Below are 23,613 nucleotides of genomic sequence, written 5' to 3' on the forward strand. Positions count from 1 at the left end.
GACACGTCTCGACTAAGCCATGCGACTGGCGCTAGGGAGACCCGCCGCCAGCCACGGACCGATGATGACCGATCTCGCCAATACCCAGCCCGACAGCCGCTCGACGACCATTCTCGAGGCGCCCGACCGCCAGGTCAGCGTCCGCGAGCTGTTCGGGATCGACACGGACATGGTCTGCCCCGCGTTCAGCGAGCCGGACGAGCGGGTGCCCGATCTCGATCCCGCCTACGTGTTCGATCCGGACACGACGCTCGCGATCCTGGCCGGGTTTGCGCACAACCGCCGGGTGATGATCCAGGGCTATCACGGCACCGGCAAGTCGACCCATATCGAGCAGGTCGCAGCGCGGCTGAACTGGCCCTGCATCCGCATCAACCTCGACGCGCATATCAGCCGCATCGACCTCGTCGGCCGCGACGCGATCGTGCTGCGCGACGGCCAACAGGTGACGGAATTCCGCGAAGGCCTCCTGCCCTGGGCGCTGCAGCATCCCGTCGCGCTCGTCTTCGACGAATATGACGCCGGCCGGCCCGACGTGATGTTCGTGATCCAGCGCGTGCTGGAGACCGAGGGCAAGCTGACCCTGCTCGACCAGAACCGGGTGATCCGGCCCAACCATCATTTCCGCCTGTTCGCGACCGCGAACACGGTCGGCCTGGGCGACACGACCGGCCTCTATCACGGCACCCAGCAGATCAATCAGGGCCAGATGGATCGCTGGAACATCGTGGTCACGCTCAACTACCTGCCGGCGCAGGTCGAGGCGCAGATCGTGCTCGCCAAGTCCGGCGAATATGATCAGCCCGAAGGCAAGAAGCAGGTCGAAAACATGGTCAGGGTCGCCGATCTGACCCGCCAAGGCTTCATCGCCGGCGACATCTCGACCGTGATGAGCCCGCGCACCGTCATCACCTGGGCGCAGAACACGCTGATCTTCGGCGACGTCGGTTTCGCTTTCCGCCTGTCGTTCCTCAACAAGTGCGACGAGGCCGAGCGGCCGCTGGTGGCGGAATATTACCAGCGCGTGTTCGGCAAGGATCTGCCGGAAAGCGTGGTCGGGAAGGCTTAGGCGGTCCGGACCGCGCGCCGCCGCATCCGGAACGCGGTGCCGGCCACGCCGAAGCCGAGGATCAGCATCGCCCAGGTCTGCACCTCGGGCACGGCGGTCACGGCCGTGATCTGGCCCACGGCAACATCATCCAGCGCAAAGCTGCCGGCGCTCTGGGTGAAGCGGATTTCGTCGAAGCCCTCGTCGGTGAAGAAGTTGACGTAGGTATAGGGCCCCTCATTCCGCGCGGGATCGCTGCCGAAGCCCGCGGCGGCGGCGCTGTCGACCAGGTTGTAATAGCCGAGGCTGCGGCCGCGGCTGAACAGCTCCATCGTGTCGTTGCCGTCCAGCGCGGCGGTGCGGAAGCTCAGATATTTGACGGCGCGGTCGAACGTGATGCTCGCGCTGCTGCTCGTCGCTGCATAGGCGCTCGCGCCGAACGTGTCGCCGCTGGCGGTCGGGCCGCTCAGGTTGAAGCCAGCGAACCGGGCGCCGAAATCGGAGCTGCCAAAGGTCGAACGGAACGGCGCGCCGACCGCGGCCGCAAAATCCTCGAGCAGCGAGCCTGCCGCGATCGACGCCTGGTGCACGGGCGAAGTCTCGACATAGACCGAAACCCACGCTCCGGCGGGCACAGCCACGCTCGCGGCGAGCGCCGCACCGACAATCATCAAACCACGCGTCATCGCTTCCCCCAGAATCCGGTCTTTCCCTGCCCATAGCCGCAGAAGGTTGACCGATGGTTAGGCAGTCGCGCTTCCCCGCTTGCAACGGCGGGCGGTCCGGCCACATTGGCGCCCATGGCCGATTCACCTCTCGACCGCTTCCGCTCCGTCCTTACCGGCGCCTCGCGCGCAATCGCGCACGAGCCGGAGGTGGAGCTGGCCTTCACGGCGGATGCCCCGGCCCAGGCCGGCAAGAATATGCGCGTGCCAATGCCGGCGCGCTCGCTGCCGCCCGAGCAGGTCGCGGAAGCCAGGGGCTTCGCCGACAGTTTTGCGCTCCGGCTGCGCCACCATGATGCGGCGCTGCATGCGAAGGGCGCGCCGATCGACACCATCGCCCGCGCGGTGTTCGATGCGGTCGAGACCGCGCGGATCGAGGCGGTCGGCGCAAAGGGCATGGCCGGGATTGCGGCCAATCTCGGCCACGCTCTCGACATGCGGATGCGCTCCGACCCGATCACCCGCGCGCGCTCCGCCGACGAAGTGCCGTTGTCGACCGCGCTGCAATTGCTGGTGCGCGAGCGGCTGACCGGTCAGGCGTCACCCCAGGCGGCCGCTGCCGGACTGGGGCTGGTGCGGCCGTGGATCGAGGAGAAGGCGGGCGCCGATCTCGACGCGCTGGCGCTCGCGCTGGATGATCAGTCCGCCTTCGCCAAATTGACGACCCGGCTGCTCGAAGATCTCGAACTCGTCGATGCCGAGGCGGAGCCCACCGAGGACCAGGAGACGGACGAGGACGGCGAGGGCGACGAGCCGGACGAAGGCGAGGAAGGCGACGACCAGGACGAAAGCGCGTCCGGCGCCGACGGCGAAATCCAGTCCCGCGCCGAGACCGAGCAGGGCGACGACACCGACAACGAAAGTGGCGAGGCCGAGCAGGATTACGAAGCCGAGGGCGAATCCCAAGCGGGCGACGACGGCGACGAAGGGATGCTCCCGGTCCGCCCGAACCGGCCGTTCTCCGACCTGTCGCCGCAGTTCGACTATAAGATCTGGACCACGCGCCACGACGAAGTGATCGAGGCGAGCGCGCTATGCGACGAGGACGAGCTTGGGCGGCTGCGCGCCTATCTCGACCAGCAGCTCGTGCATTTGCAGGGCGCCGTCACCAAACTCGCCAACCGCCTCCAACGCCGGCTGATGGCGCAGCAGTCGCGCAGCTGGGATTTCGACCAGGAGGAAGGGCTGCTCGACGCTGCGCGCCTGGCGCGCGTGGTCGTCAACCCGGCGCACTCGCTCAGCTACAAGATCGAAAAGGACACCGAGTTCAAGGACACGGTCGTGACCCTGCTGCTCGACAATTCGGGCTCGATGCGGGGCCGGCCGATCTCGATCGCGGCGATCAGCGCCGACATTCTCGCCCGCACGCTGGAGCGGGTTGGCGTCAAGACCGAGATATTGGGATTCACCACCCGCGCCTGGAAGGGCGGGCAGGCGCGCGAGGATTGGCTGGCCCAGGGCCGTCCACCCCAGCCGGGCCGGCTCAACGACCTTCGCCACATCGTCTACAAGCGGGCCGATGAGCCGTGGCGCCGCGCGCGCAAGAGCCTGGGCCTGATGATGCGCGAGGGGCTGCTGAAGGAGAATATCGACGGCGAGGCGCTGCTATGGGCGCACCAGCGGCTGATCGGTCGCCATGAGGAACGCAAGATCCTGATGGTCATCTCCGACGGCGCGCCGGTCGACGATTCGACCCTGTCGGTAAACAGCGGCTCTTATCTCGAAAAGCATCTGCGCCAGGTGATCGCCTGGATCGAGAATCGATCCCCCGTCGAACTCGCCGCGATCGGCATCGGCCATGACGTGACCCGTTATTATCAGCGCGCGGTCACGATCATGGACGCGGAACAGCTTGGCGGCACGATGGTGGAGCAGCTGGCGGGGCTGTTCGACGCGCCTTGATCCCACCTCTCCCATGGGGAGAGGTCGAGTCGGGCGATAGCCCGACCGGGTGAGGGGATCGAGAGTATCCGGACAGGCACGATCCCCTCACCCCGCTCACGCCTGCGGCGTGAGTCGCCCTCTCCCTATCGGAGAGGGGGTAAGGCGGTCCCGCAGCCCAGCCTCCACCGCCGGCCACTCGTCGCGCAGCACCGAGAACACGACCGTGTCCCGCACCCGCCCGGTCCAGGTTACGCGATCCTGGCGCAATATGCCTTCCTGCACGGCGCCCAGCTTCGACACGGCGGCGCGGGAGCGAGTGTTGAGTGCGTCGACCTTGAACGCCACGCGCCGTGCGCCGCTTGCGAAGGCGTGGCCGAGCAGCAGCAGCTTGGCTGCTGGATTCACCACGCCGCCGCGGGCGTCGGGCCGGTAATAGGTCCCGCCGATGTCGCATGCGGCCTGCGCTGTCTCGATGTTCAGATAGCAGCTGATCCCGACGCATGCGCCGTCCAGGCTCACGGCGAAGGGGAGTGCGGCCCCGCTCGCCTGCCGGGCGCGCAGCCCTATCCAGAAACCGTCGAAATGCGGATCGGCCATCGAGTAGGGATAGAGGTCCCACACGTCGCGGTCCGCGTTGGTCGCCGCACGCAGCGGCTCGCGGTGCCGCTCCTCGATCGGCTCCAGCGCGACCGGTCCGAATTCCAGCCGCACGCCTCGCAAATCCATAGCCCTCTCCCGCTGAACACCCGCCGCATTCGCGCGTTTGCCCGACCAAATCCAGCAGGAGAGCCGCGATGACCGATACCGACGTGAAGCCGATGGTTCATGAAGACGCGCTGCCCGGCCACGAGTCTCAGCTCGAGCCCAAGCCCGAATGGCAGCCGCGCTATCCCGGCTCCGGTCGGCTGGAAGGCAAGGTCGCGCTGGTGACCGGCGCCGATTCCGGCATCGGCCGCGCCGTCGCCGCGCTGTTCGCACGGGAAGGCGCCGACGTCGCGGTGGTCTATCTCTGCGAGCATGACGATGCGAAGATGACGTGCGACATCGTCGAGAAGGAAGGCCGCCGCGCGATCCGGATTGCCGGTGATATCGGGGACAAGGATTTCGCCAAGCAGGCGGTGGACCGCACCGTCGCGGAGCTTGGCCACCTTGATATCCTGGTCAACAATGCCGGCGAGCAGCACGCCGATCCGGACATCGAAGGGATCACCGAAGAGCAGCTGAAGCGCACGTTCCAGACCAACATCTTCGCGATGTTCTACATGGTCCAGGCCGCCCGCCCGCACCTTCAGAAGGGTGCCGCGATCATCAACACGACGAGCGTGACCATGTACAAGGGCTCGAAGGAGCTGCTGGATTATTCGGCGACCAAAGGCGCGATCACCGCCTTCACGCGCTCCTTGAGCCAGAACCTGATCAAGGACGGCATCCGCGTGAACGGCGTCGCACCCGGCCCGATCTGGACGCCGCTCAACCCCAGCGGCGGCGCCACGCCCGACAAGCTGAAGGATTTCGGCAAGAATACCCCGATCGGCCGCCCCGGCCAGCCGAACGAAGTCGCGCCGAGCTTCCTGTTCCTGGCTTGCGAGGACGGTAGCTACATGTCGGGCCAAGTCCTGCACCCGAATGGCGGAGAGATTGTGGGGAGCTAGTTTAACCCTCTCCCTACAGGGCAGAGGGCGACTCGGCCCTGCGGGGCCGAGCGGGGAGAGGGTGCTGTGGTACGCGGCCAACCACCCTCTCCTAGCTGCGCTAAGCCGCTTCGCGACTAAGCTCCGCTGTTCCTCTCCCTCAAGGGAGAGGAAAGAAGTCACCCCGGCAGCTTCTCGGTCAGTTCCGGCACGATCTTGAACAGGTCGCCGACCAGGCCGATGTCCGCGACCTGGAAGATCGGGGCGTCCTCGTCCTTGTTGATGGCGATGATGGTTTTGGAATCCTTCATGCCGGCAAGGTGCTGGATCGCGCCGGAAATGCCGATCGCGATATAGACTTCGGGGGCGACGATCTTGCCGGTCTGGCCGACCTGATAGTCGTTGGGCACATAGCCCGCGTCCACCGCTGCGCGGCTCGCGCCCACCGCAGCCTTGAGCTTGTCGGCCAATGGCTCGATCAGCGCGTGGAAATTCTCGCCGTTCTGGAGCGCGCGGCCGCCCGAGACGATCACTTTCGCACTGGTCAGCTCCGGGCGCTCGGACTTCGAGAGCTCGGCCGAGACGAAGCTCGACAGGCCGGCGTCTCCGGTCGTGCCGATCTTCTCGACCTGGGCGTTGCCGCCCTCGCGCGCGGCCTTCTCGAACGCGGTGCCGCGGACGGTGATGACCTTCTTCGCGTCGCTCGACTGAACGGTCGCGATCGCGTTGCCGGCATAGATGGGCCGCGTGAACGTGTCCGGGCCTTCGACCGAGAGGATGTCGGAAATCTGCATCACGTCGAGCAAGGCAGCGACGCGCGGCGCGACATTCTTGCCGGTGGAGGTTGACGGCGCGAGGAACGCGTCGCGGTCGCTCATCAGGTTGACGATCAGCGGCGCGACATTCTCCGCCAGCTCATGCTCATAGGCCGCATCTTCGGCGAGCAGCACCAGGCCGACGCCCGCGATTTTCGCGGCATGATCGGCGACCAGCTCGCAATTATTGCCGGCGACGAGCACGTGCACTTCGCCCAGCTTTGCCGCGGCAGTCACGACGGAGAGCGTCGCGTCCTTCAGCACCTTGTTGTCGTGATCGGCGAGAACCAGCGTCTTCATGCGACCACTCCCAGGTTCTTGAGCTTGGTGATCAGTTCATCCACGTCGGCGATCTTGCTGCCCGCCTGGCGCTTCGGCGGCTCGGCGACCTTCAGCGTCTTGAGGCGCGGCGTGGTGTCGACGCCGTAATCGGCGGGCGTCTTCTGTGTGAGCGGCTTGGATTTCGCCTTCATGATGTTGGGCAAGCTCGCATAGCGTGGCTCGTTGAGGCGCAGGTCGGTGGTGATGATCGCCGGCGTCTTGAGGCTGACGGTCTCGAGGCCGCCATCGACTTCGCGCGTAACCGAGACGCTGTCGCCCGACACGTCGACCTTCGACGCGAACGTGCCCTGCGGCCGGCCCATCAGCGCGGCCAGCATCTGTCCGGTCTGGTTCGAATCGTCGTCGATCGCCTGCTTGCCAAGGATGACGAGCCCCGGCTGCTCCTCGTCCGCGACTGCCTTCAGCAGCTTGGCGACGGCCAGCGGCTCGACCTCGTCGTCGGTCTGGATCAGGATCGCGCGGTCGGCGCCCATCGCGAGCGCCGTGCGCAACGTCTCCTGCGCCTTGGCCGGCCCGATCGAGACCGCGACGATCTCCGTCGCCGCGCCCTTTTCCTTCAGGCGAATGGCTTCCTCGACCGCGATCTCGTCGAACGGGTTCATGCTCATTTTGACGTTCGACAGGTCGACGCCGGTGCCGTCGGGCTTCACCCTGGGCTTCACATTGTAATCGATCACCCGTTTGACGGGGACGAGGATTTTCATTTCCCGCTTCTCCTCTTCGTCATCCCGGACTCGATCCGGGATCCACCTTCTTTTCGAAGGCAGGTGGACCCCGGCCTTCGCCGGGGTGACGGGTTGAAACTCACGCCGCCTTGTTCACCTCCGCGACGATCTTGCGTGCGGCATCGCCCAGGTCGTTGGCCGGCACGATCGCCAGCCCAGAATCGGCGAGGATGCGCTTGCCTTCCTCGACGTTCGTGCCTTCGAGCCGGACGACCAGCGGCACGGACAGATGCACTTCCTTCGCCGCGGCGATGATGCCGTCGGCGATGATGTCGCAGCGCATGATGCCGCCGAAGATGTTGACCAGAATGCCCTTCACCGCCGGATCGGACAGGATGATCTTGAACGCCGCCGTCACCTTCTCCTTGCTGGCGCCGCCGCCGACGTCGAGGAAGTTGGCCGGGAAGGCGCCGTTCAGTTTGATGATGTCCATCGTCGCCATGGCGAGGCCGGCGCCGTTGACCATGCAGCCGATATTGCCGTCGAGCTTAATGTAGGCGAGATCGTATTTCGACGCTTCGAGCTCGGCCGGGTCTTCCTCGCTCTCGTCGCGCAGCTCGGCCAGGTCCTTGTGGCGGAACATCGCGTTCGAATCGAAGCCGACCTTCGCGTCCAGCACCATCAGCTTGCCGTCGTCCGTCACCGCGAGCGGGTTGATCTCGATCTGGCTGGCGTCGGTGCCCAGGAACGCGGCGTAGAGCTTTGACGCGACGTTCGCCGCCTGCTTGGCGAGGTCACCGGTCAGGCCGAGCGCCGCCGCCACCGCGCGGCCGTGATGCGGCATGAAGCCGGTCGCCGGGTCGATATCGAGCGTGTGGATTTTCTCGGGCGTGTCGTGCGCGACCGTTTCGATGTCCATGCCGCCTTCGGTCGAAGCGACCATTGCGATCCGGCCGGTGCCGCGATCGACGAGCACGGCCAGGTAGAATTCCTTGGCGATATCGACGCCGTCCGTGACGTAAAGCCGCTGCACCTGCTTGCCGGCCTCGCCGGTCTGCACGGTGACCAGCGTGTTGCCGAGCATGTCGGCGGCCGCCGCGCGCACCTCATCGAGCGTCTTCGCCAGCCGCACGCCGCCCTTGGCATCGGGGCCGAGTTCCTTGAACTTGCCCTTGCCGCGGCCGCCGGCGTGGATCTGCGCCTTCACGACATAGAGCGGCCCGGGCAGTTGCTTCGCCGCCTCCACCGCTTCCTCGACGCTCATCGCGGCGTAACCGGCAGGCACCGGCACGCCGAACTTCGCGAGCAATTCCTTGGCCTGATATTCGTGAATGTTCATGGGATGCGCTTCTCCGTTCGGGGATGGCCTAAAGCATGCGAGGGCCGCCTTGCCAAGGCGCGTTTGAGACCGGCGCGCGCGGGCCTATATTGCAGGCATGCCTGTCTGGCTCGGCCCCGTACTGTTCCTGCTCACCGTCGCCATGATGGAGGGCGTCGCCTATGCCGCGCATCGCTGGGTGATGCACGGGCCCGGCTGGTTCCTGCACAAGAGCCATCACCGCCCGCGTGCCGGCCGATGGGAGCTGAACGACCTCTACGCCGTCATCTTCGCGATTCCTTCGATCCTGCTGATCCTGGGCGGCGTGCAGCTCGGCTGGGGCGTGTGGGCGACATGGGTCGGCGCGGGCATCGCCGCTTATGGCGGGATCTATTTCGGCTTCCACGACGTGATCGTGCACAAGCGCCTCGACCACCGCTTCGTGCCGCGCTCCGATTACATGAAGCGAATCGTGCAGGCGCACCAGCTGCACCATGCCGTCGAGACCAAACGCGGGACGGTCAGCTTCGGCTTCCTGTTCGCGCCGCGGCCCGAGGCACTGAAAGCCGAACTCGCGCGCCGCAATCGCGCTGGCGTCAGAGCGCCTGCCGGAATGCCTTGATCACCCAGCCGAGCTTCGCGCGCTTGCTGATCGTTACGCGCGAATCGAGCGCTTCGGCGCCGCGGCGCGCCACTTCGCGCCCGATCTCGCCATAGATGCCGGCCGCCGCAAGCACGGCCCAGCGAGACCGGAACGGCAGCCGGCGCGCGCCGATACGGGCGCTCGCTTCGTAATCCGCTGCCAGGTTGGCGAGCCGGCGGGTGAGGGCGGCAATCTTTTCTCTTTCTCCGTTCGCTTCGAGCGATGTCGAGAAGCGCCCGTCCGGCGCGCTATCGTTTCTCGACTTCGCTCGAAACGAACGGATGTCGTGTTCCTCCAGCCACTCACTCGGCAAATAACACCGGCCGCCCTCGGCATCCTCGCGCACGTCCCGGGCGATGTTCGCGAACTGGAACGCCAGCCCAAGATGCTCGGCTCGCTCCAGCGTATCGGCATCGTCCGGCGCCACGCCCATCAGCAGCGCCATCATTCGCCCCACCGTCCCCGCGACATGGTAGCAATAGCGGATCAGGTCGGCCTCGGTGCGTGGTCGCCAGCCTTCGGCGTCCAGCGCGAAACCAGCGATATGGTCGTCGAGCAGCGCGCGCGGGATGTACGCCTCTTCGGTCAGCACGCGCAGGCCGTCGAACGAAGCTTCCCCCACCCACTGCCCATCCAGCGCGCGAGCGGTCAGGCCTCGAATCGCCGCGATCCGCGCTGCCGGGTCGCCGACCGCGCTCAGCGTCCCGCCATGATCCTGCCCGTCCGCCAGGTCGTCGCACGCCCGGCACCAGGCATAGAGCAGCCACGCCCGTTCCCGCGTTTCCGGCGCGAACAGCTTGCTGGCGAGTCCGAAACTCTTCGACCCCCGCGCGATCGACTCGCGCGCGGTCGCGACGAGGGCGTCGCGTGTTGGGCGGCTACAGCTCATCCTGCGTCATGCGGAAGATGGTCTGGTGCGGCTGGTACGCCGTCATCTTCGTGAGGAGCCCGTCCAGCTCCGCATCCACGAGGATGATTCCGCGATGCTGCGGCCGCACGAAGCCGACCTGTGCCATGTGCGCGTTGAACGCGATCAAATGGTCGTAGAAGCCGCCGGCGTTCAGCAGCCCCACCGGCTTTTCGTGATAGCCGAGCTGCGCCCAGCTGACCGCTTCCCACAGCTCGTCCATCGTGCCGACGCCGCCCGGCAGGGTCAGGAAGCCGTCGGACAGATCGGTGAACAGCGCTTTCCTCTGGTGCATCGTCTGGACGGTGTGAAGCTGCGTCAGCCCGCGATGCGCGACTTCGGCGTTGACCAGCGCCTCCGGGATCACCCCGATCACTTCGCCGCCGACCGCCAGTGCGGAGTCGGCAATCGCCCCCATCAACCCGAGCTTGCCGCCGCCATAGACGACGCCGATGCCGCGCTCGGCGAGCGAGCGCCCGACAGTGCGGGCGAGTTCGACGTAAGAAGGATCCGCGGGGGTGGCCGAGCCGCAATAAACTGCCAGTCTTTTCACTTCTCCCCTCCCGCTTGCGGGAGGGGCCGGGGGTGGGAAGGTTGGGCGATGCTCATAAGCCGCCATTGCCCACCCCTAGCCCCTCCCGCAAGCGGGAGGGGAACATAGAGCCTCCAGCATCAATCCCGCCGTCGCCTTCGCGCTGCCGACCACCCCCGGAATGCCCGCGCCGGGATGCGTGCCCGCGCCCACGAAATACAGGTTCGGGATCACGTCGTCCCGGTTGTGCGTGCGGAACCAGGCGCTTTGGGTCAGCACCGGCTCGAGGCTGAAGGCGGAGCCGAGGTGGGCGTTCAGGTCGCGCGCGAAATCGGGCGGGGCGTAGTGGAAGCGGGTGACGATCCGGTCCTTCAGGTCGGGCACGCCGATCCGCCGCGCGACCTCGTCCAGGATGCGGTCGGCAAGGCGCGGGCCTTCGACATCCCAATCGATCTTCAGCCGGCCGAGGTGCCCGACCGGCGCCAGCGCGTAGAAGGTTGAATGACCCGCCGGCGCCATGCCGGGATCGGTCGCGCTCGGATGATGGAGATAGAGCGAAAAGTCGTCCGGCAGCGCGTCGCCGCGATAGATTTCATCGAGCAGCCCGCGATAACGCGGCCCGAACAGGATCATGTGGTGCGGCAGCTCGGGGAATGTCCCGCGCACGCCGAAATGCACCAGGAACAGCGACGGCGAGAAGCGCTTCTTCTCCAGGCGTCGACCTTCGCGCTGGCCGCGCGCCGAACCGGCCAACAGGTCGCGGTAGGAATGGACGATATCGGCGTTGGAGGCGACGGCATCCGCGTCCATCCGCCAGCCGCTCGCGGTGCGTACGCCCGTGACGCGTCCGTCTGCCGTCTCGATCTGCGTCACCGGATCGCCCAGCCGCAGCGTGCCGCCGATTCGCTCGAACTGCCGCTCCATGGCCGCGATCAGCCGGTTGGTCCCACCCAACGCGAACCACACCCCGCCATCGCGTTCGAGCTTATGGATCAGCGCATAGATCGCGCTGGTCGTCATCGGATTGCCGCCGACCAGCAAGGTGTGAAAGCTCAGCGCCTCGCGCAGCTTCTCGTTTTGCACGAAGGACGACACGACCGAATAGACCGATCGCCACGCCTGATAGTGTGCGAGAGCGGGTGCCGCCTTCAACATCGAGCCGAAGTCGAGGAACGGCACCGCGCCCAGCTTCACATATCCTTCGCGGTAGACGCCGGCGGAATAATCCAGGAACCGCCGGTATCCCGCGACATCGGCCGGGTTCAGCTTCGTGATCTCGGCGGTCAGTTGCGCATCATCGTTCGAATAGTCGAACACCGTCCCGTCCGGCCATGTCAGCCGGTAAAAGGGCGCGACCGGCACCAGCTCGACATCCTCGGCCATCTCCCGGCCGGTCAGCGCCCACAGCTCCTTCAGGCAGTCGGGATCGGTGACGACGGTTGGCCCGGCATCGAAGGTGAACCCCTCGCACTCCCAGACATAGGCGCGCCCGCCGGGCCGGTCGCGCGCCTCGACGACGGTCGTCTGCACGCCGGCCGATTGCAGCCGGATCGCCAGCGCCAATCCACCGAAACCGGCGCCGATCACCACAGCGCGCTTCATCGCCGGCCCATAATGGCTGCCACCGCCCGGCCGAGCGGAACAGGCGGTCGCCCGGTCAGGATGCGTGCCTTGTCGGCGAATGACGATTGCCCCGCATAGAAGCGCCCGATCAGCGGCTCCGGCAGCCTGTAGAAGCGCTCCAGCACGCGGTAGCGTTCGCCGGACTTGGCCGCGCGGAACAGCATGGCATCGAGCAGCCGGTAGAAACCGCGCGCCTGCCACGCGCGTGCGGCATGATCCCGCGTCAGCCGGGCCAGCCCTTCGCGCGAGAGATCCGGCGCCTTCGCGACTGCAGACGCCAGCCGCACCGCGTCCGGCAGCGAATATCCCGTCGTCGGATGGAACAGTCCCGCGCGCATGCCTGCCTTTGCGATCCCTTCGCCTGTCGAGCGCCAATAGGCATCCAAATCGCCGCCGATCACCACCGGCAGCACGCCCGTTTCCTCGCGCTCGTGTCCGATGACCCGCCAACCTTGCGCCGTCGCATAGTCGTCGATCCGCGTCCCGATCGCCACCACGTCCAGGTCCGGCGTGTCGCTGTAATAGGTGTCCTCGACAAACACGCGCTCTGCATCGAAGGGCAGCAGATAGATGAAGCGGTAGCCGTCGATCTGCGGAACGGTCGCGTCCATCACCACCGGCCGCGCAAGGCCATGGCCGCCCTCAACGCGGAGCACGCGCCCCATGAATTTCTGCCAGCCGAGGCCGAGCGTGCCGAGGTCTCCGGCGCCGCGCGCGTCGATCGCCGCCCCCTCCGGATCCTCCGCTGCACCCAACCGTACCGAGCCCTCCGGCAGCCGTTCCCGGAGCACCCGGTCGAACCGCTCCGATTCGATCGAATTGTAGCCGGTGGCCAGCACCCGCCGCTGCCCGGGAAACCGCACCTCGTACCCGTCCCAGCGGCGGGTCACGAACGGTTCGACGATCCACCGGTCCGTCTCGGCAATGTCGCTGTCGAAGAACGACCAGATGTGATTGCCGCCGAGCGTCTCGCCGCGCTCGATCAGCGTCACGCGCACGTCGGGCCGCCGCTGGCTCAGTGCGAAGGCGATCAGCCCGCCCGCCAGTCCGCCGCCCAGGATGGAAATCTCCGAGGGATGGGTTCCGGTCACGCGGTTAATTCCGGATCAGCTCGCGGAGTATCAAGCTCTTGGCCCCATCCTTGCCGGCAAACTGTCCGCTCAGCACGATCCGCGATCCCACCTTGCGGCGCAAGAGCGCCGCCGCCTCCGCGCGCGACAGCGACACGCACCGTTGCCGGCAGGCGCTGCGAGCGCCGTGTCCGCGCCGAACGCCGCCGCCACTGCCAGCGCGACCGCAGCCGCCGGAACGAACCGGCCCATCGATACCCCTCCATCGCAGTGCCGAATGCGGCGCGAAAGCCGATTGCCCGACGGGGCTTGCCTTGCGACAAGGTGCCGGGTCAATCCGGGGGACGGCGATGGATCGCAGGCGCATCGTTAAGCTGATGGCGGCCGCACCGGTGCTGGCGGCGCTGCCTAGGGCGGCATTCGCCCGGCCCGACACTGCGGCCTGGGAGTCGCTGCGGCGCCGGCTCGGCGATCGGCTGATGGTGGTCCACTCGCCGCTTGCCGAATGCGCGCGCTCCGGCGGGCAGGGCGCCGATGCACTCTTCGCAAAGCTGAAGAACCCCTATTATCTCGGCGACGAACCCGGCCTGACGCAGACCCTCGGCTGGACCGACGCCTGGACTTCGCAGCCCAGCGACTATGCGGTCGCGGCCGAATCCGCAGCCGATGTCGCCGCCGCCGTGGACTTCGCGCGCGAACATGGCGTCCGTCTGGTCGTGAAAGGCGGCGGCCACAGCTATTTCGGCAATTCGAACGCCGCCGGCTCGCTGCTGATCTGGACCCGCCGCATGAACGCGGTCGCGTTGCACGACGGCTTCGTGCCCGAAGGCGCCCCCGCCGGCACGCCTCCGCAGCCGGCGGTCTCGATCGGCGCCGGCGCGATCTGGGGCGACGTCTATCGCGCCGTCTCGGTCGAGGGTGGGCGGTACGTCCAGGGTGGCGGCTGCCTGACGGTCGGCGTGGCCGGGTTCGTGCAGGGCGGCGGCTTCGGCAGCCTGTCGAAGACGTTCGGCACCGGCGCCGGCAATCTGCTGGAGGCGGAACTCGTCACGGCCGACGGCCGGCTTCGCATTGCCAATGCGTGGCGCGATCCGGACCTGTTCCATGCGCTCCGCGGCGGGGGCGGCGGCACCTTCGGCGTGGTGACGCGGGTGACCCAGCGCACCCACGCGCTGCCCCCGACGATCGGCGCGATCCTGTTCTCGGTGCAGGCCCAAAGCGCCGCCGCCTGGCGCGCTCTCGTCGCGCGGACGATGGCATTCTACGCCGAAGCCCTGTTCCGGCCCGAATGGGGCGAGCAATTGCGCTTCAGCCCCGGCCGGCGGATGGACGTGTCGATGCTCTGCCACAGCCTAGACGAGCAGGGCATCCGGGCGACCTGGGAGCCGCTGCTGTCGTGGATCAAGGACCGTCCTCAGGACTACAGGCTCGCCGCCGAGCCGCTGGTGCTGGCCGCGGATGCGCGGCGCTTCTGGGATCCGAAATTCCTGCGCGCACTGCCGGGCGTGGTGCTGCCCGACGACCGCCCCGGCGCTTCACCCGACCATGTCTTCTGGGCCACCAACCGCGGCGAGGCGGGGCAGGTGCTCCACGCCTATCAGTCCGCCTGGCTGCCCAAGGATCTGCTCGATCCCGCGCGCCGGCCATCTCTGGTTGATGCCATCGTTGCCGCCGCGGCCGAATGGAGCCTCAGTCTGCACACGAACAAGGGGCTTGCCGGCGGCACGTCCGACGCAATCGCGGCCGCACGCGAGACGGCGATGAACCCTCAGGTCGCGGATGCCTTCGCGTTGCTGATCATCGCCGCCGACGGCCCGCCCGCCTGGCCCGGCATCCCGGGACACGAACCCGATATCGTCACCGGCCGCAAGGAGGCCGCCGCCGTCACCCGCGCAATGGCGCCGTTCCGCAAGCTCGTGCCGGATGCGGGCTGCTATATGTCCGAATCCGACTATTTCCGCCGCGACTGGCAACGCGCCTATTGGGGCGATAACTACCCCCGCTTGCTCGCCGCGAAACGCAAATACGATCCCGGCAACCTCTTCACCGGCCATAATTGTGTAGGCGCCACGCTATAGCCCGCCCGTGCTGCGGCGCTCGTCCGCCAAAGGTGGGAACCGCCGGACGGACCAGGTTAGATTGCGATAACGAAGATCGCCGCGAAGCCGATCAGGCAGAGGACCGCGAGCAATGTGACCAGGCATCCCGTCCAACCCCATTCTCTTGAATGGCATCAATGACAGCGAACCCGAACAGATCGGCCAGAAGGTCGAACAGGGATCCCATCTGTTCGGACCTGCCTTTTACTGCTGACGTCCGCAATGGGTGGGAGGCGGACATGGGCTCGGAACGTGAGAGGACGGCGCATCAGCGAGGCTATGTTGCGCGAACCGTCCTTCGGATGAGCAGAGGAACGCGGATCAGCGCCAGAACCATGTTCATGCCATAGAGCCAACCGAATGCGAACAAAGCGAATTTTGCCGCCCTCAACACGCCTCCGCCTGTTAGGCCGATGCAAAAGAACATGCCTGCGGCAAAGAGGCAGAAGACCATGCCGTGCAAACTTCTAAGGTCATAGCGCAGCCGTCGTTCGCCCGGTCCCTGCTCAACCCAGAAACGGCCGTGATCGTAGATCACCAGCGGACGCCAGTTCGCCCCAAGAGGATTGCGCCAGAGCGGGTCATCGAAGCTAATCCTACTCGAAGTTCGTTCAGCTAACGGCTTACCCTGCTTTTCGAGCAGAACCTCTAATCGATCCAATGTTACGTCATGTCCCGCGGCCGAGGACAGGGTCACAGAACCTCGAAGGTGCCACAGAAAATCCAACATCAAACGAAGGCGTATGCCTGGTTTCGAATGTCTGCAATGGGTCGTTTGCTGCCGCCCTAAGCCAGCCCGCTCTTCACGTTCGCAAAGGGGTGAGAAGCAGACGTTCAGCCCTCTCCCGTTGGGAGAGGGAGGAGCCCGCTCGCGAAGCGAGTGGGAGGGTGGGGGCGACGGCGCATTCAGGCTCGCTTGCGCTTCGCTCCATCACCCTCACCCCGCTCGCGCTGTGCGCGAGTCGCCCTCTCCCGATTGGAGAGGGGCAACATCCACAGTGGGTCGGTTTCGCACCAGCCCGTTGCGCGCTCTCCCGGCGTCGTGCGCTTTGCGTTAAAGCGTCTGTTGTGGCCGCGATCCTTCTCTCCGCGCTTGCGATGACGGTGATCGTCGGCGTCCGTTATCTGGCGGTGAGCGGCGCCTTTGCAGTCGCGACGCGGGCGGTGCGGCCGGGCCTTTATGCGGGCCTGAAGCCGCAGATCGGGCGGGAGATTGGCTGGTCGCTGGCTTCCGCCGCGATCTACGGCGTTCCCGCCGGCATCATTGCCTGGGGCTGGCAGGCGCGCGGCTGGACGCGGATCTATGCCGATCCCGGTGCGTGGCCGCTCTGGTGGATGCCGGTGTCGATGCTGCTCTATCTCGCGGCGCATGACAGCTGGTTCTACTGGACCCATCGCTGGATGCACCGGCCGCGCCCGTTCCGTCTTGCCCATGCCGTCCACCATGCCAGCCGGCCGCCGACGGCCTGGGCCGCGATGAGCTTTTCGCCGCTGGAGGCGCTGACCGGCGCGGTGGTGATCCCCGCGCTCGTCTTCCTGATCCCGATCCATGTCGCGATGCTGGGCGTCGTGCTGGCGATCATGACGGTGATGGGCGTCACCAATCACATGGGCTGGGAAATGTTTCCGCGGGCCGTCGTGCATGGGCCGATCGGACGCTGGCTGATCACCGCCAGCCACCATCAGCGTCACCACCAGCATTATCGCTGCAACTACGGCCTGTATTTCCGCGTCTGGGACCGGCTGTGCGGGACGGATCGGGGGCTCGGCAGCTTCGACCGGCCGGCCCGACGCAACTGATCCGCAGCCGGGACGTTGCGCCCCCGTATCGGAGAGAGAGGGAAGCGCTCGTGAAGTCAGCTCTTGTCGCCATCGCGTCGCTTGCCGCCGCCGCCCCCGCCGCCGCGCAGACCGCAGTCGAGGATCCGCTACTGAAGGAGACGGTGACCGTGGCCGCCGGTGCGGCCTATGTCCCCTCTTATGTCGGCTCGGACGATTATCTGGTCGTGCCCGCGATCGGCGTGCGGGGCAGCGTCTCCGGCTTCCACTTCCAGTTTCGCGGCACACAGGCGAGCGTCGACCTGATCCGCAACAGCGATCCCCACGCGATCGACCTGCAGTTCGGCCCGGTCGCCGCGGTCAATCTGAACCGCACCCGCGCGATCCGGGATCCGCAGGTCCGGGCGCTGGGCGAGCTCGATACCGCGATCGAGCTCGGCGGATATGTCGGCATCGCCAAGACCGGCATCATTACCAGCCCCTACGACACGCTGTCGGCGAACATCACCTATACCCATGACGTCGCCGGGGCGCATGACAGCTATAAGATCACGCCGGCGATCAGCTACGGCACGCCGCTTAGCCGCAAAGCCTATGTGCTGGTCAGCGGTTATGCCGATTTTGTCGGCAGGGATTATGGCGATTACTATTTCACCGTCACGCCGGCGGGCTCGGTCGCGAGCGGACTGCCGGCCTTCAGCGCCCGCCGTTCCGGCATGCTCGGCTGGGGCGCGACCGCGCTCGTCAACCTGTCGCTGACGGGCGACCTGACCCACGGCCTGTCGATGGTCGGCGGCGGCGGCTATTACCGGGTCGGCAATCGCTATGCCCGCTCCCCGATCGTCGCGATTGTCGGCGACCGCGATCAGTTTTATGGTGGCCTGGGGCTGGCGTACACGTTCTGAACCGGGGGGCCGGAGAGGAACCATGCGTATCCGTCTTCTGCTCGGCATGGCCGCGGTCGCGCTGCTCGGCGCATGCGGCGGCGACGGGTCGACGATGATGCCGAGCCCGATCGAGACCGTCCCGCCCGGTCCCACGCCGACTCCGAAACCGGCACCGTCGCCCACGCCGGCGCCCACGCCGACTCCGCTCCCGACCCAGCGTTCGGTGGTCGCGGAATTCTCCTTCGCAAACGACAGCAACGGCTTCCAGGCCGGCTTCTCGGACTATGTGCCGGGTCAGGAAAGCGCCGTCATGTTCAGCGCGATGCCGGAACGGCTGCCGAGCCCGCTCGGCAATCTCTCCGGCTTCGCGGTGTCGGGCGCCAATCCGTCGAACGATGTCTTCCTCTACATCTGGAAGCTCGTGACCGGCCTGACCCCGAACACTCCCTATTCGGTAACCGTCTCGCTCCATTTCGCGACTAACGCCCCGCCCGGCTGCCCCGGCGGTCCCGGCGAGAATGTGACGATCAAGGCGGGCGCGACGCCGATGGCGCCAGCCAATGTCACCCAAGCCAACCGCGTCACCGTCAATTTCGATAAGGGCAACCAGGCGACCGGCGGCGCGAATGCGGCGGTGCTCGGCAATTTCGCGCAGACGGCCGCCTCCGGCACCTGCGCGCAGCCGCTTTATGCGGAAAAGACGCTCACCACGGGCGCCACGGCGCCGCTGGTCACCAGCGATGCCAACGGACAGCTCTGGCTGGTGATCGGCGCCGATTCGGGCTTTGCCGGCACGACCAAAATCTTCTTCCTCGACGGCGCGGCGACCTTCTCGCCGTCGACGAGCTGATGGCATTGGCCGCCGGGGCCGGCTTATAAGACCGGAATGTGCAGTGATTACCGCCTCCGCACGGAGCTTGTCGGTGTGGAGAAGGCCCTGGAGCGGGCCGGCCTTGCCGTCGCCTATCCGGAAGGCCGCCCGAACCTGGGGCCGCGCGACGATATCCGCATCACTGACCGCGCGCCGATCGTGCGCGCCTCAATCGACGGCGCGGAGCTGGTCCAGCGCCGCTGGAGCTGGCCGGGGCCGGGCGGAAAGCCGGTCTATAATTTCCGCTCGGACGGCCGCGCCTTCGCCAGCGGCCGCTGCCTGATCCTCGCCGATGGCTTTTACGAGTTCACCGCGCACAGCGATCCGGCGTCGAAGCGCAAGCACAAATGGCTGTTCACGCTGAACGGCACGGATATGTTCGGCATCGCGGGTTTGTGGCGGGCGGACCCGGCGGTGGGCGAAGCGTTCACGATGCTGACCTGCGAGCCCGCGCCCGATGTCGCCCCCTACCACAACCGCTCGATCGTGATCCTGCCGCCCCGTCACTGGTCCCGCTGGCTCGACCCGGCCGAGCCGGCACGCGACCTGCTGAAGCCGCTGGCCGCGGGGAGCCTGGCGGTGGAGCAGATCAACTAGCCAGCCGCCACGCCGGCGCGGGCTCGTCGAGCGGCAGCAGGCCCTGCCGCGGCGGCAACAGCGGCCAGCGACCGATGACATTGTGTCTGGTCCTGCCGACTTCGCTTTCGATCAGCAGCAGCTCGTCGGGAAACCAATCGAAGGCCATCTTGAAGGGCTCGAATGTGCAGGCATCATGCCCGAGGGTGATGTGCGGATGCAGCCCCGATTTGCGGTGCTTGGGCTCGATACCGCGCGTCGCCAGCAGGCGCAGCAGCAGGCGGTAAAAAAACTGGATTTCATCCTGCCGGCCACGCGTCCGGACCAGAGCGCCCTTCCGGCCGCCGCGAACGCGTCCAAGCGCCACGCGGAAGGCGCAGAGCTCCTGATCCGCCAGGGCAGCCCTGACCCGCGGCAGCAGGAACGGGTCTCGTTCCTCGGCCTCCGCGATCACGCACAGCGTCAGGTGGAAAAGGTCCGGGTCCATTTTCTGCCCGGCGTGCGCGGCGATCCGGACAAGCGTCTGGCGGAGCAGGGGATTCGGCCTGACGCCAAGGAAGTAGCGATAGAAATTGGCATGGCGCATGGCAGCCTCCGACTCGTGGAATGTTCTTATTATGTTCTCATCGCTCGTTGGAGTCGAATCCGTCGCGGGCACCCTTTCAGTCCCGCGGATTTGCGACTAAGGTTGCGTCATCCCCGGGGGACCGCTGACGCGCGGTTGAGAGGGAGGCAGCAGCCTTCGACCCGCCGAACCTGATCCGGTTGAGACCGGCGGAGGGAGGGAGGTCGCCAGACACTCTCCGTCCGTTTTGTGGAGAGAGACGAATGGCCGACATGCCCGCCCGCACCGAACTGAAGGTCACCACCGGCCCGATCCGCGGCTCGCGAAAAGTCCATGTCGGCCCGCTGCAGGTCGCGATGCGGGAGATCGATCTCGAGCCCTCGTCCGGCGAGCCGAGCCTGCGGGTGTACGACACCTCAGGTCCCTATTCCGACCCGAACGCCCGCATCGACATCATGGCGGGCCTGCCGGAACTCCGCCGCGACTGGATCCGCGCCCGCGGCGATGTCGTGGACGTGACGCAGCGCGAGGTGCGGCCCGAGGACAATGGCCAGCTCGGCCCCGACCGTTCGGGCGGCGTCCAGCCTTTCCCGAACATCCGCCGTACGGTGCTGCGGGCAAAGCCGGGCATGAACGTCAGCCAGATGCACTACGCTCGCCGCGGCATCATCACGCCCGAGATGGAATATGTCGCGGAGCGCGAGAATCTCGGCCGCGAGAAGCTGGTCCGCGAGCGCGACGGCCAGGATTGGGGCGCGAGCATCCCCGATTTCGTCACCCCCGAATTCGTCCGCGACGAGGTTGCCCGCGGCCGCGCGATCATCCCGTCGAACATCAACCACCCAGAATCCGAGCCGATGGCGATCGGCCGCAACTTCCTGGTCAAGATCAACGCCAATATCGGCAATTCCGCCGTCGCCAGCGACGTCGCCGCCGAGGTCGACAAGATGGTCTGGTCGATCCGCTGGGGCGCCGACACGGTGATGGACCTCTCGACGGGGCGCAACATCCACGACACGCGCGAGTGGATCCTGCGCAACTCCCCCGTCCCGATCGGCACCGTGCCGATTTACCAGGCACTGGAGAAAGTCGGCGGCATCGCCGAGGACCTGACGTGGGAAATCTTCCGCGACACCCTCATCGAGCAGGCAGAGCAGGGCGTCGACTATTTCACCATCCACGCCGGCGTCCGCCTGCCCTACGTGCCGCTGACGGCGAAGCGCGTGACGGGCATCGTCAGCCGCGGCGGCTCGATCATGGCAAAATGGTGCCTCGCGCACCACAAGGAGAGCTTCCTCTACGAGCGCTTCGACGAGATCACCGAGATCATGAAGGCCTATGACATCGCCTATTCCTTGGGCGACGGCCTCCGCCCCGGCAGCATCGCCGACGCCAACGACGAAGCGCAGTTCGCCGAGCTCTATACGCTCGGCGAGCTCACCAAGCGCGCGTGGGCGCAGGACGTGCAGGTGATGATCGAGGGCCCCGGCCATGTGCCGATGCACAAGATCAAGGAGAATATGGACAAGCAACTCGCGGCGTGCGGCGAGGCGCCCTTCTACACATTGGGGCCGCTCACCACCGACATCGCGCCGGGCTACGACCACATCACCAGCGGCATCGGCGCCGCGATGATCGGCTGGTACGGCACCGCGATGCTCTGCTACGTGACCCCGAAGGAGCATCTGGGCCTGCCCGACCGCGACGACGTGAAGGTCGGCGTCGTCACCTACAAGCTCGCCGCCCACGCCGCCGACCTGGCGAAAGGCCACCCCGCCGCCAAGCTCCGCGACGACGCGCTGTCACGCGCCCGCTTCGAGTTCCGCTGGCGCGACCAGTTCAACCTGTCGCTCGATCCCGACACCGCCGAGCAATATCACGACCAGACCCTCCCCGCGGAAGGCGCCAAGACCGCGCATTTCTGCTCGATGTGCGGCCCGAAATTCTGCTCGATGAAGATCACGCAGGAAGTCCGGGACTTCGCGGCGAAGCAGAATGCAGGCGCGGAAACCTTCCTGGCGGTCGAGGAGGCGGAAGCCGGCATGGCCGAGATGAGCGAAACCTTCCGCGAGAAAGGCGGCGAGATCTACCTTCCGGCGGCGGAGTAGTCGGTCGCGCGCCGTCCGCATTGGTGGTAAGAGAACGTGCCGGCGTTGCTACCGAGGAGAAACGACGTGGCGCACAGGAAGCTCGCTCTGGCCTTGAGCGTGATCGCCGCCGCGACTCCGGTTTGGGCCGCCAGCGAGGACCGGCCCCGGCCGGCAACGGCCCCGGCCGGCACCGTCGAAACCCGCTACTGCATGTGGATGGCGGCCACGACCGGCACCCTGATCGAGCACGTCCAGTGCTGGACACGAGACCACTGGGCCAGGCAGGGCGTCGACGTCGACAAGGATTGGCCGAAGGAAGGCGTCCGCACCGAAGGCTGATCGAGCGGTCGGCCTGCTGACCGCAGCGCTCTACAGTGCGGCGGAGTGAAGGCCCGGCCGGCGCGTCCTGAATGCCGCGCCGGCCAGCCCGAACCCGGCGATCATCAGCGCCCAGCTCGCCGGCTCCGGCACGGCGGGCGCCTTCAGCGGTGCGGCCGCGACCTCGATGCCGCCCGGAAAGCCCGGTCCGTAAGGCTGAAACGCGCCGATCTGCGTGCCCAGCCCCGCGCCGGCACGCGCGTCGAACACGCGCACCGTGTCGCCGTTCGTGGCCTCGGCAACATACAGCGCCGCGCTGCCGTCGAAATCGCCCCAGGCGACATTGACGCCGCCGGTAAAGCCCGGCGCGAACGCGAAGAAGCTGGCGAGCTCGCTCAGGTCCGCCATGCGGAATACCTTCACCTGCGGCCCGCCGCCCGGGCCTGCGCCGACGAAGATCGCCTGCTCGCCGCCCCAGCTCCCCGCCGCGACCGAGACGCCGCCGGCGAATTGCGGGGCGAAAGCGAAGAAGCTGCGCAGCTCCGCGCCGGTCTGCCCGCTGAACACCTTGACGTGCGGACCGCCGCCCGGCCCGGCGCCGGTGACGATGTCGGCAAAGCCGTCGCCGTCCAGGTCGCCTGCCGCCACGCGCGCGCCGCCGCCAAAGCCGGGATAGGGCGTGAAATTCCGGATTTCGGCGCCGCCGGCGCCGTCGAACACCTTGACCTGCCCGCTGGCCGCGCCTGCGCCGCTGCTGGTGACGATGTCGGCGATGCCGTCATGGTTCACGTCGCCCGCCGCGACGAACACGCCGCCGGTAAAGCCGGGATCATAGGCGAAAAAGCTGCGCGCTTCGGCGAGGCTGACGCCGTCAAACACCTTCACATGCGGCCCGCCGCCCACGCCCGCACCGGTCACATAGTCCGCCACGCCGTCGCCGGTCACGTCGCCCAACGCCACGCGCACCCCGCCGGCAAAGCCCGGATAGGCGAAAAAGCTCGCCTGCTCCTGCTGGCCCGGCGTGCCGAACCCCTTCACGTTGGAGGCCAGCGACGCCGTCCCCGTCGCCACGTCGGCGGCCTGGGCGGCCGCACCCATCCCCAGCACGGCCACAACCGGCAATATCAAGCGCATGAGCATAGCGAGTCCCCTGTGACGGGGGATCAAATCACGAAAGCGGGGCGGCGGCAACTGGGGCCGCGAGTGTTCGGTCCGGACGACTGCC

At 67.1% G+C, this 23,613-nt stretch carries 23 protein-coding genes and 1 riboswitch; of the genes, 11 read left to right on the forward strand and 12 right to left on the reverse strand.

Going from position 1 to position 23,613, the window contains the following annotated elements:
- Positions 1 to 64: 64 nt before the first annotated feature.
- Positions 65 to 1,069: a cobaltochelatase subunit CobS gene (gene cobS, locus SCH01S_RS13065; protein ID WP_046349369.1), complete on the forward strand. Its 1,005-nt coding sequence runs from the start codon at positions 65 to 67 to the stop codon at positions 1,067 to 1,069.
- Here cobS and SCH01S_RS13070 read toward each other — a convergent pair.
- Positions 1,066 to 1,734, reverse strand: coding sequence for an Npun_F0296 family exosortase-dependent surface protein (locus SCH01S_RS13070; RefSeq protein ID WP_157032927.1), 669 nt, complete (start codon positions 1,732 to 1,734; stop codon positions 1,066 to 1,068). The two genes, cobS and SCH01S_RS13070, sit on opposite strands and share 4 nt — an antisense overlap.
- Before the next feature lie 114 nt (positions 1,735 to 1,848).
- Between SCH01S_RS13070 and cobT the strand changes: the two genes are divergently transcribed.
- Positions 1,849 to 3,675 (forward strand): cobaltochelatase subunit CobT, encoded by a 1,827-nt coding sequence (gene cobT, locus SCH01S_RS13075; protein ID WP_046349248.1) that lies wholly within the window; start codon positions 1,849 to 1,851, stop codon positions 3,673 to 3,675.
- 96 nt (positions 3,676 to 3,771) lie between these two features.
- Here cobT and SCH01S_RS13080 read toward each other — a convergent pair whose 3' ends face one another.
- A complete protein-coding gene (locus tag SCH01S_RS13080; RefSeq protein WP_046349249.1) occupies positions 3,772 to 4,383 on the reverse strand; it encodes a GNAT family N-acetyltransferase in 612 nt (203 codons plus the stop codon).
- Between the two features lie 68 nt (positions 4,384 to 4,451).
- On the opposite strand from SCH01S_RS13080, the gene SCH01S_RS13085 reads away from it, so the two are divergent.
- Entirely contained in the window at positions 4,452 to 5,309 is an 858-nt protein-coding gene (locus SCH01S_RS13085; protein WP_046349250.1) for an SDR family oxidoreductase, read from the forward strand.
- Between the two features lie 158 nt (positions 5,310 to 5,467).
- Here SCH01S_RS13085 and SCH01S_RS13090 read toward each other — a convergent pair whose 3' ends face one another.
- From SCH01S_RS13090 to sucC, 3 genes are all read right to left on the reverse strand, one after another.
- Entirely contained in the window at positions 5,468 to 6,403 is a 936-nt protein-coding gene (locus tag SCH01S_RS13090; protein WP_046349251.1) for an electron transfer flavoprotein subunit alpha/FixB family protein, read from the reverse strand.
- On the reverse strand, positions 6,400 to 7,149 hold the full coding sequence (locus SCH01S_RS13095; RefSeq protein WP_046349252.1) for an electron transfer flavoprotein subunit beta/FixA family protein: 750 nt from the start codon (positions 7,147 to 7,149) through the stop codon (positions 6,400 to 6,402). Before SCH01S_RS13095 ends, SCH01S_RS13090 begins: the two co-directional genes overlap by 4 nt.
- A 100-nt stretch (positions 7,150 to 7,249) precedes the next feature.
- A complete protein-coding gene (gene sucC, locus SCH01S_RS13100) occupies positions 7,250 to 8,449 on the reverse strand; it encodes an ADP-forming succinate--CoA ligase subunit beta (protein WP_046349253.1) in 1,200 nt (399 codons plus the stop codon).
- A gap of 97 nt (positions 8,450 to 8,546) precedes the next feature.
- Here sucC and SCH01S_RS13105 point away from each other — a divergent pair, with 97 nt between their 5' ends.
- Positions 8,547 to 9,050 (forward strand): sterol desaturase family protein, encoded by a 504-nt coding sequence (locus SCH01S_RS13105; RefSeq protein ID WP_046349254.1) that lies wholly within the window; start codon positions 8,547 to 8,549, stop codon positions 9,048 to 9,050.
- On the opposite strand, the gene SCH01S_RS13110 is transcribed toward SCH01S_RS13105, so the two are convergent.
- From SCH01S_RS13110 to crtY, 4 genes are all read right to left on the reverse strand, one after another.
- Positions 9,025 to 9,960: a phytoene/squalene synthase family protein gene (locus tag SCH01S_RS13110; protein WP_046349255.1), complete on the reverse strand. Its 936-nt coding sequence runs from the start codon at positions 9,958 to 9,960 to the stop codon at positions 9,025 to 9,027. The two genes, SCH01S_RS13105 and SCH01S_RS13110, sit on opposite strands and share 26 nt — an antisense overlap.
- A complete protein-coding gene (locus tag SCH01S_RS13115; protein WP_046349256.1) occupies positions 9,950 to 10,531 on the reverse strand; it encodes an LOG family protein in 582 nt (193 codons plus the stop codon). Before SCH01S_RS13115 ends, SCH01S_RS13110 begins: the two co-directional genes overlap by 11 nt.
- A 75-nt stretch (positions 10,532 to 10,606) precedes the next feature.
- Positions 10,607 to 12,112: a phytoene desaturase gene (locus tag SCH01S_RS13120; protein WP_046349257.1), complete on the reverse strand. Its 1,506-nt coding sequence runs from the start codon at positions 12,110 to 12,112 to the stop codon at positions 10,607 to 10,609.
- Positions 12,109 to 13,224: a lycopene beta-cyclase CrtY gene (gene crtY / locus SCH01S_RS13125; RefSeq protein WP_046349258.1), complete on the reverse strand. Its 1,116-nt coding sequence runs from the start codon at positions 13,222 to 13,224 to the stop codon at positions 12,109 to 12,111. The genes SCH01S_RS13120 and crtY overlap by 4 nt, the downstream gene beginning before the upstream one ends.
- A gap of 329 nt (positions 13,225 to 13,553) precedes the next feature.
- Between crtY and SCH01S_RS13130 the strand changes: the two genes are divergently transcribed.
- The gene (locus SCH01S_RS13130) at positions 13,554 to 15,281 is read left to right on the forward strand and encodes an FAD-binding oxidoreductase (protein WP_046349259.1); all 1,728 of its coding nucleotides are present in this window, start codon (positions 13,554 to 13,556) and stop codon (positions 15,279 to 15,281) included.
- A 298-nt stretch (positions 15,282 to 15,579) separates the two neighbouring features.
- Here SCH01S_RS13130 and SCH01S_RS16560 read toward each other — a convergent pair whose 3' ends face one another.
- On the reverse strand, positions 15,580 to 16,032 hold the full coding sequence (locus tag SCH01S_RS16560) for a hypothetical protein (protein WP_157032929.1): 453 nt from the start codon (positions 16,030 to 16,032) through the stop codon (positions 15,580 to 15,582).
- Between the two features lie 368 nt (positions 16,033 to 16,400).
- Here SCH01S_RS16560 and SCH01S_RS13135 point away from each other — a divergent pair, with 368 nt between their 5' ends.
- The 4 genes from SCH01S_RS13135 to SCH01S_RS13150 all read left to right on the forward strand — a co-directional run bounded on the left by SCH01S_RS13135 (position 16,401) and on the right by SCH01S_RS13150 (position 19,436).
- Positions 16,401 to 17,102: a sterol desaturase family protein gene (locus SCH01S_RS13135; RefSeq protein ID WP_046349370.1), complete on the forward strand. Its 702-nt coding sequence runs from the start codon at positions 16,401 to 16,403 to the stop codon at positions 17,100 to 17,102.
- A gap of 50 nt (positions 17,103 to 17,152) precedes the next feature.
- Positions 17,153 to 17,986 carry a MipA/OmpV family protein gene (locus SCH01S_RS13140; protein WP_046349260.1) on the forward strand — a complete coding sequence of 278 codons (834 nt, stop codon included), beginning with the start codon at positions 17,153 to 17,155 and terminating at the stop codon, positions 17,984 to 17,986.
- A 22-nt stretch (positions 17,987 to 18,008) separates the two neighbouring features.
- Complete coding sequence (locus tag SCH01S_RS13145; RefSeq protein ID WP_052733937.1) at positions 18,009 to 18,818, forward strand: hypothetical protein; 810 nt, start codon at positions 18,009 to 18,011, stop codon at positions 18,816 to 18,818.
- A gap of 75 nt (positions 18,819 to 18,893) precedes the next feature.
- The gene (locus tag SCH01S_RS13150) at positions 18,894 to 19,436 is read left to right on the forward strand and encodes an SOS response-associated peptidase family protein (protein ID WP_369385562.1); all 543 of its coding nucleotides are present in this window, start codon (positions 18,894 to 18,896) and stop codon (positions 19,434 to 19,436) included.
- On the opposite strand, the gene SCH01S_RS13155 is transcribed toward SCH01S_RS13150, so the two are convergent.
- The gene (locus SCH01S_RS13155) at positions 19,429 to 20,073 is read right to left on the reverse strand and encodes a 2'-5' RNA ligase family protein (protein WP_157032931.1); all 645 of its coding nucleotides are present in this window, start codon (positions 20,071 to 20,073) and stop codon (positions 19,429 to 19,431) included. The genes SCH01S_RS13150 and SCH01S_RS13155 overlap by 8 nt on opposite strands.
- A 32-nt stretch (positions 20,074 to 20,105) precedes the next feature.
- Positions 20,106 to 20,215: riboswitch (TPP riboswitch) on the forward strand.
- A gap of 28 nt (positions 20,216 to 20,243) precedes the next feature.
- Here SCH01S_RS13155 and thiC point away from each other — a divergent pair.
- Positions 20,244 to 22,088, forward strand: coding sequence for a phosphomethylpyrimidine synthase ThiC (thiC, locus tag SCH01S_RS13160; protein WP_046349263.1), 1,845 nt, complete (start codon positions 20,244 to 20,246; stop codon positions 22,086 to 22,088).
- A 66-nt stretch (positions 22,089 to 22,154) separates the two neighbouring features.
- Positions 22,155 to 22,409 (forward strand): hypothetical protein, encoded by a 255-nt coding sequence (locus SCH01S_RS13165; RefSeq protein ID WP_157032933.1) that lies wholly within the window; start codon positions 22,155 to 22,157, stop codon positions 22,407 to 22,409.
- A gap of 30 nt (positions 22,410 to 22,439) precedes the next feature.
- Here the strand turns inward: SCH01S_RS13165 and SCH01S_RS13170 are convergent, their stop codons facing one another.
- Positions 22,440 to 23,501 carry a PEPxxWA-CTERM sorting domain-containing protein gene (locus SCH01S_RS13170; protein WP_169746397.1) on the reverse strand — a complete coding sequence of 354 codons (1,062 nt, stop codon included), beginning with the start codon at positions 23,499 to 23,501 and terminating at the stop codon, positions 22,440 to 22,442.
- Positions 23,502 to 23,613 lie beyond the last annotated feature (112 nt).

The sequence above is a fragment of the Sphingomonas changbaiensis NBRC 104936 genome (assembly GCF_000974765.1).
GTDB classification, from domain to species: Bacteria; Pseudomonadota; Alphaproteobacteria; order Sphingomonadales; family Sphingomonadaceae; genus Sphingomonas_B; species Sphingomonas_B changbaiensis.

Bases quoted from the DNA above. Each gene is read 5' to 3' on its own strand.
- SCH01S_RS13110 (WP_046349255.1), bottom strand. From the start codon at position 9,960: ATGAGCTGTAGCCGCCCAACACGCGACGCCCTCGTCGCGACCGCGCGC.
- SCH01S_RS13105 (WP_046349254.1), top strand. From the start codon at position 8,547: ATGCCTGTCTGGCTCGGCCCCGTACTGTTCCTGCTCACCGTCGCCATG.
- SCH01S_RS13135 (WP_046349370.1), top strand. From the start codon at position 16,401: ATGACGGTGATCGTCGGCGTCCGTTATCTGGCGGTGAGCGGCGCCTTT.
- SCH01S_RS16560 (WP_157032929.1), bottom strand. From the start codon at position 16,032: ATGTTGGATTTTCTGTGGCACCTTCGAGGTTCTGTGACCCTGTCCTCG.
- SCH01S_RS13095 (WP_046349252.1), bottom strand. From the start codon at position 7,149: ATGAAAATCCTCGTCCCCGTCAAACGGGTGATCGATTACAATGTGAAG.
- SCH01S_RS13130 (WP_046349259.1), top strand. From the start codon at position 13,554: ATGGATCGCAGGCGCATCGTTAAGCTGATGGCGGCCGCACCGGTGCTG.
- thiC (WP_046349263.1), top strand. From the start codon at position 20,244: ATGGCCGACATGCCCGCCCGCACCGAACTGAAGGTCACCACCGGCCCG.
- SCH01S_RS13120 (WP_046349257.1), bottom strand. From the start codon at position 12,112: ATGAAGCGCGCTGTGGTGATCGGCGCCGGTTTCGGTGGATTGGCGCTG.
- SCH01S_RS13085 (WP_046349250.1), top strand. From the start codon at position 4,452: ATGACCGATACCGACGTGAAGCCGATGGTTCATGAAGACGCGCTGCCC.
- SCH01S_RS13090 (WP_046349251.1), bottom strand. From the start codon at position 6,403: ATGAAGACGCTGGTTCTCGCCGATCACGACAACAAGGTGCTGAAGGAC.
- cobS (WP_046349369.1), top strand. From the start codon at position 65: ATGACCGATCTCGCCAATACCCAGCCCGACAGCCGCTCGACGACCATT.
- cobT (WP_046349248.1), top strand. From the start codon at position 1,849: ATGGCCGATTCACCTCTCGACCGCTTCCGCTCCGTCCTTACCGGCGCC.
- SCH01S_RS13080 (WP_046349249.1), bottom strand. From the start codon at position 4,383: ATGGATTTGCGAGGCGTGCGGCTGGAATTCGGACCGGTCGCGCTGGAG.
- sucC (WP_046349253.1), bottom strand. From the start codon at position 8,449: ATGAACATTCACGAATATCAGGCCAAGGAATTGCTCGCGAAGTTCGGC.
- SCH01S_RS13070 (WP_157032927.1), bottom strand. From the start codon at position 1,734: ATGACGCGTGGTTTGATGATTGTCGGTGCGGCGCTCGCCGCGAGCGTG.
- SCH01S_RS13145 (WP_052733937.1), top strand. From the start codon at position 18,009: ATGCGTATCCGTCTTCTGCTCGGCATGGCCGCGGTCGCGCTGCTCGGC.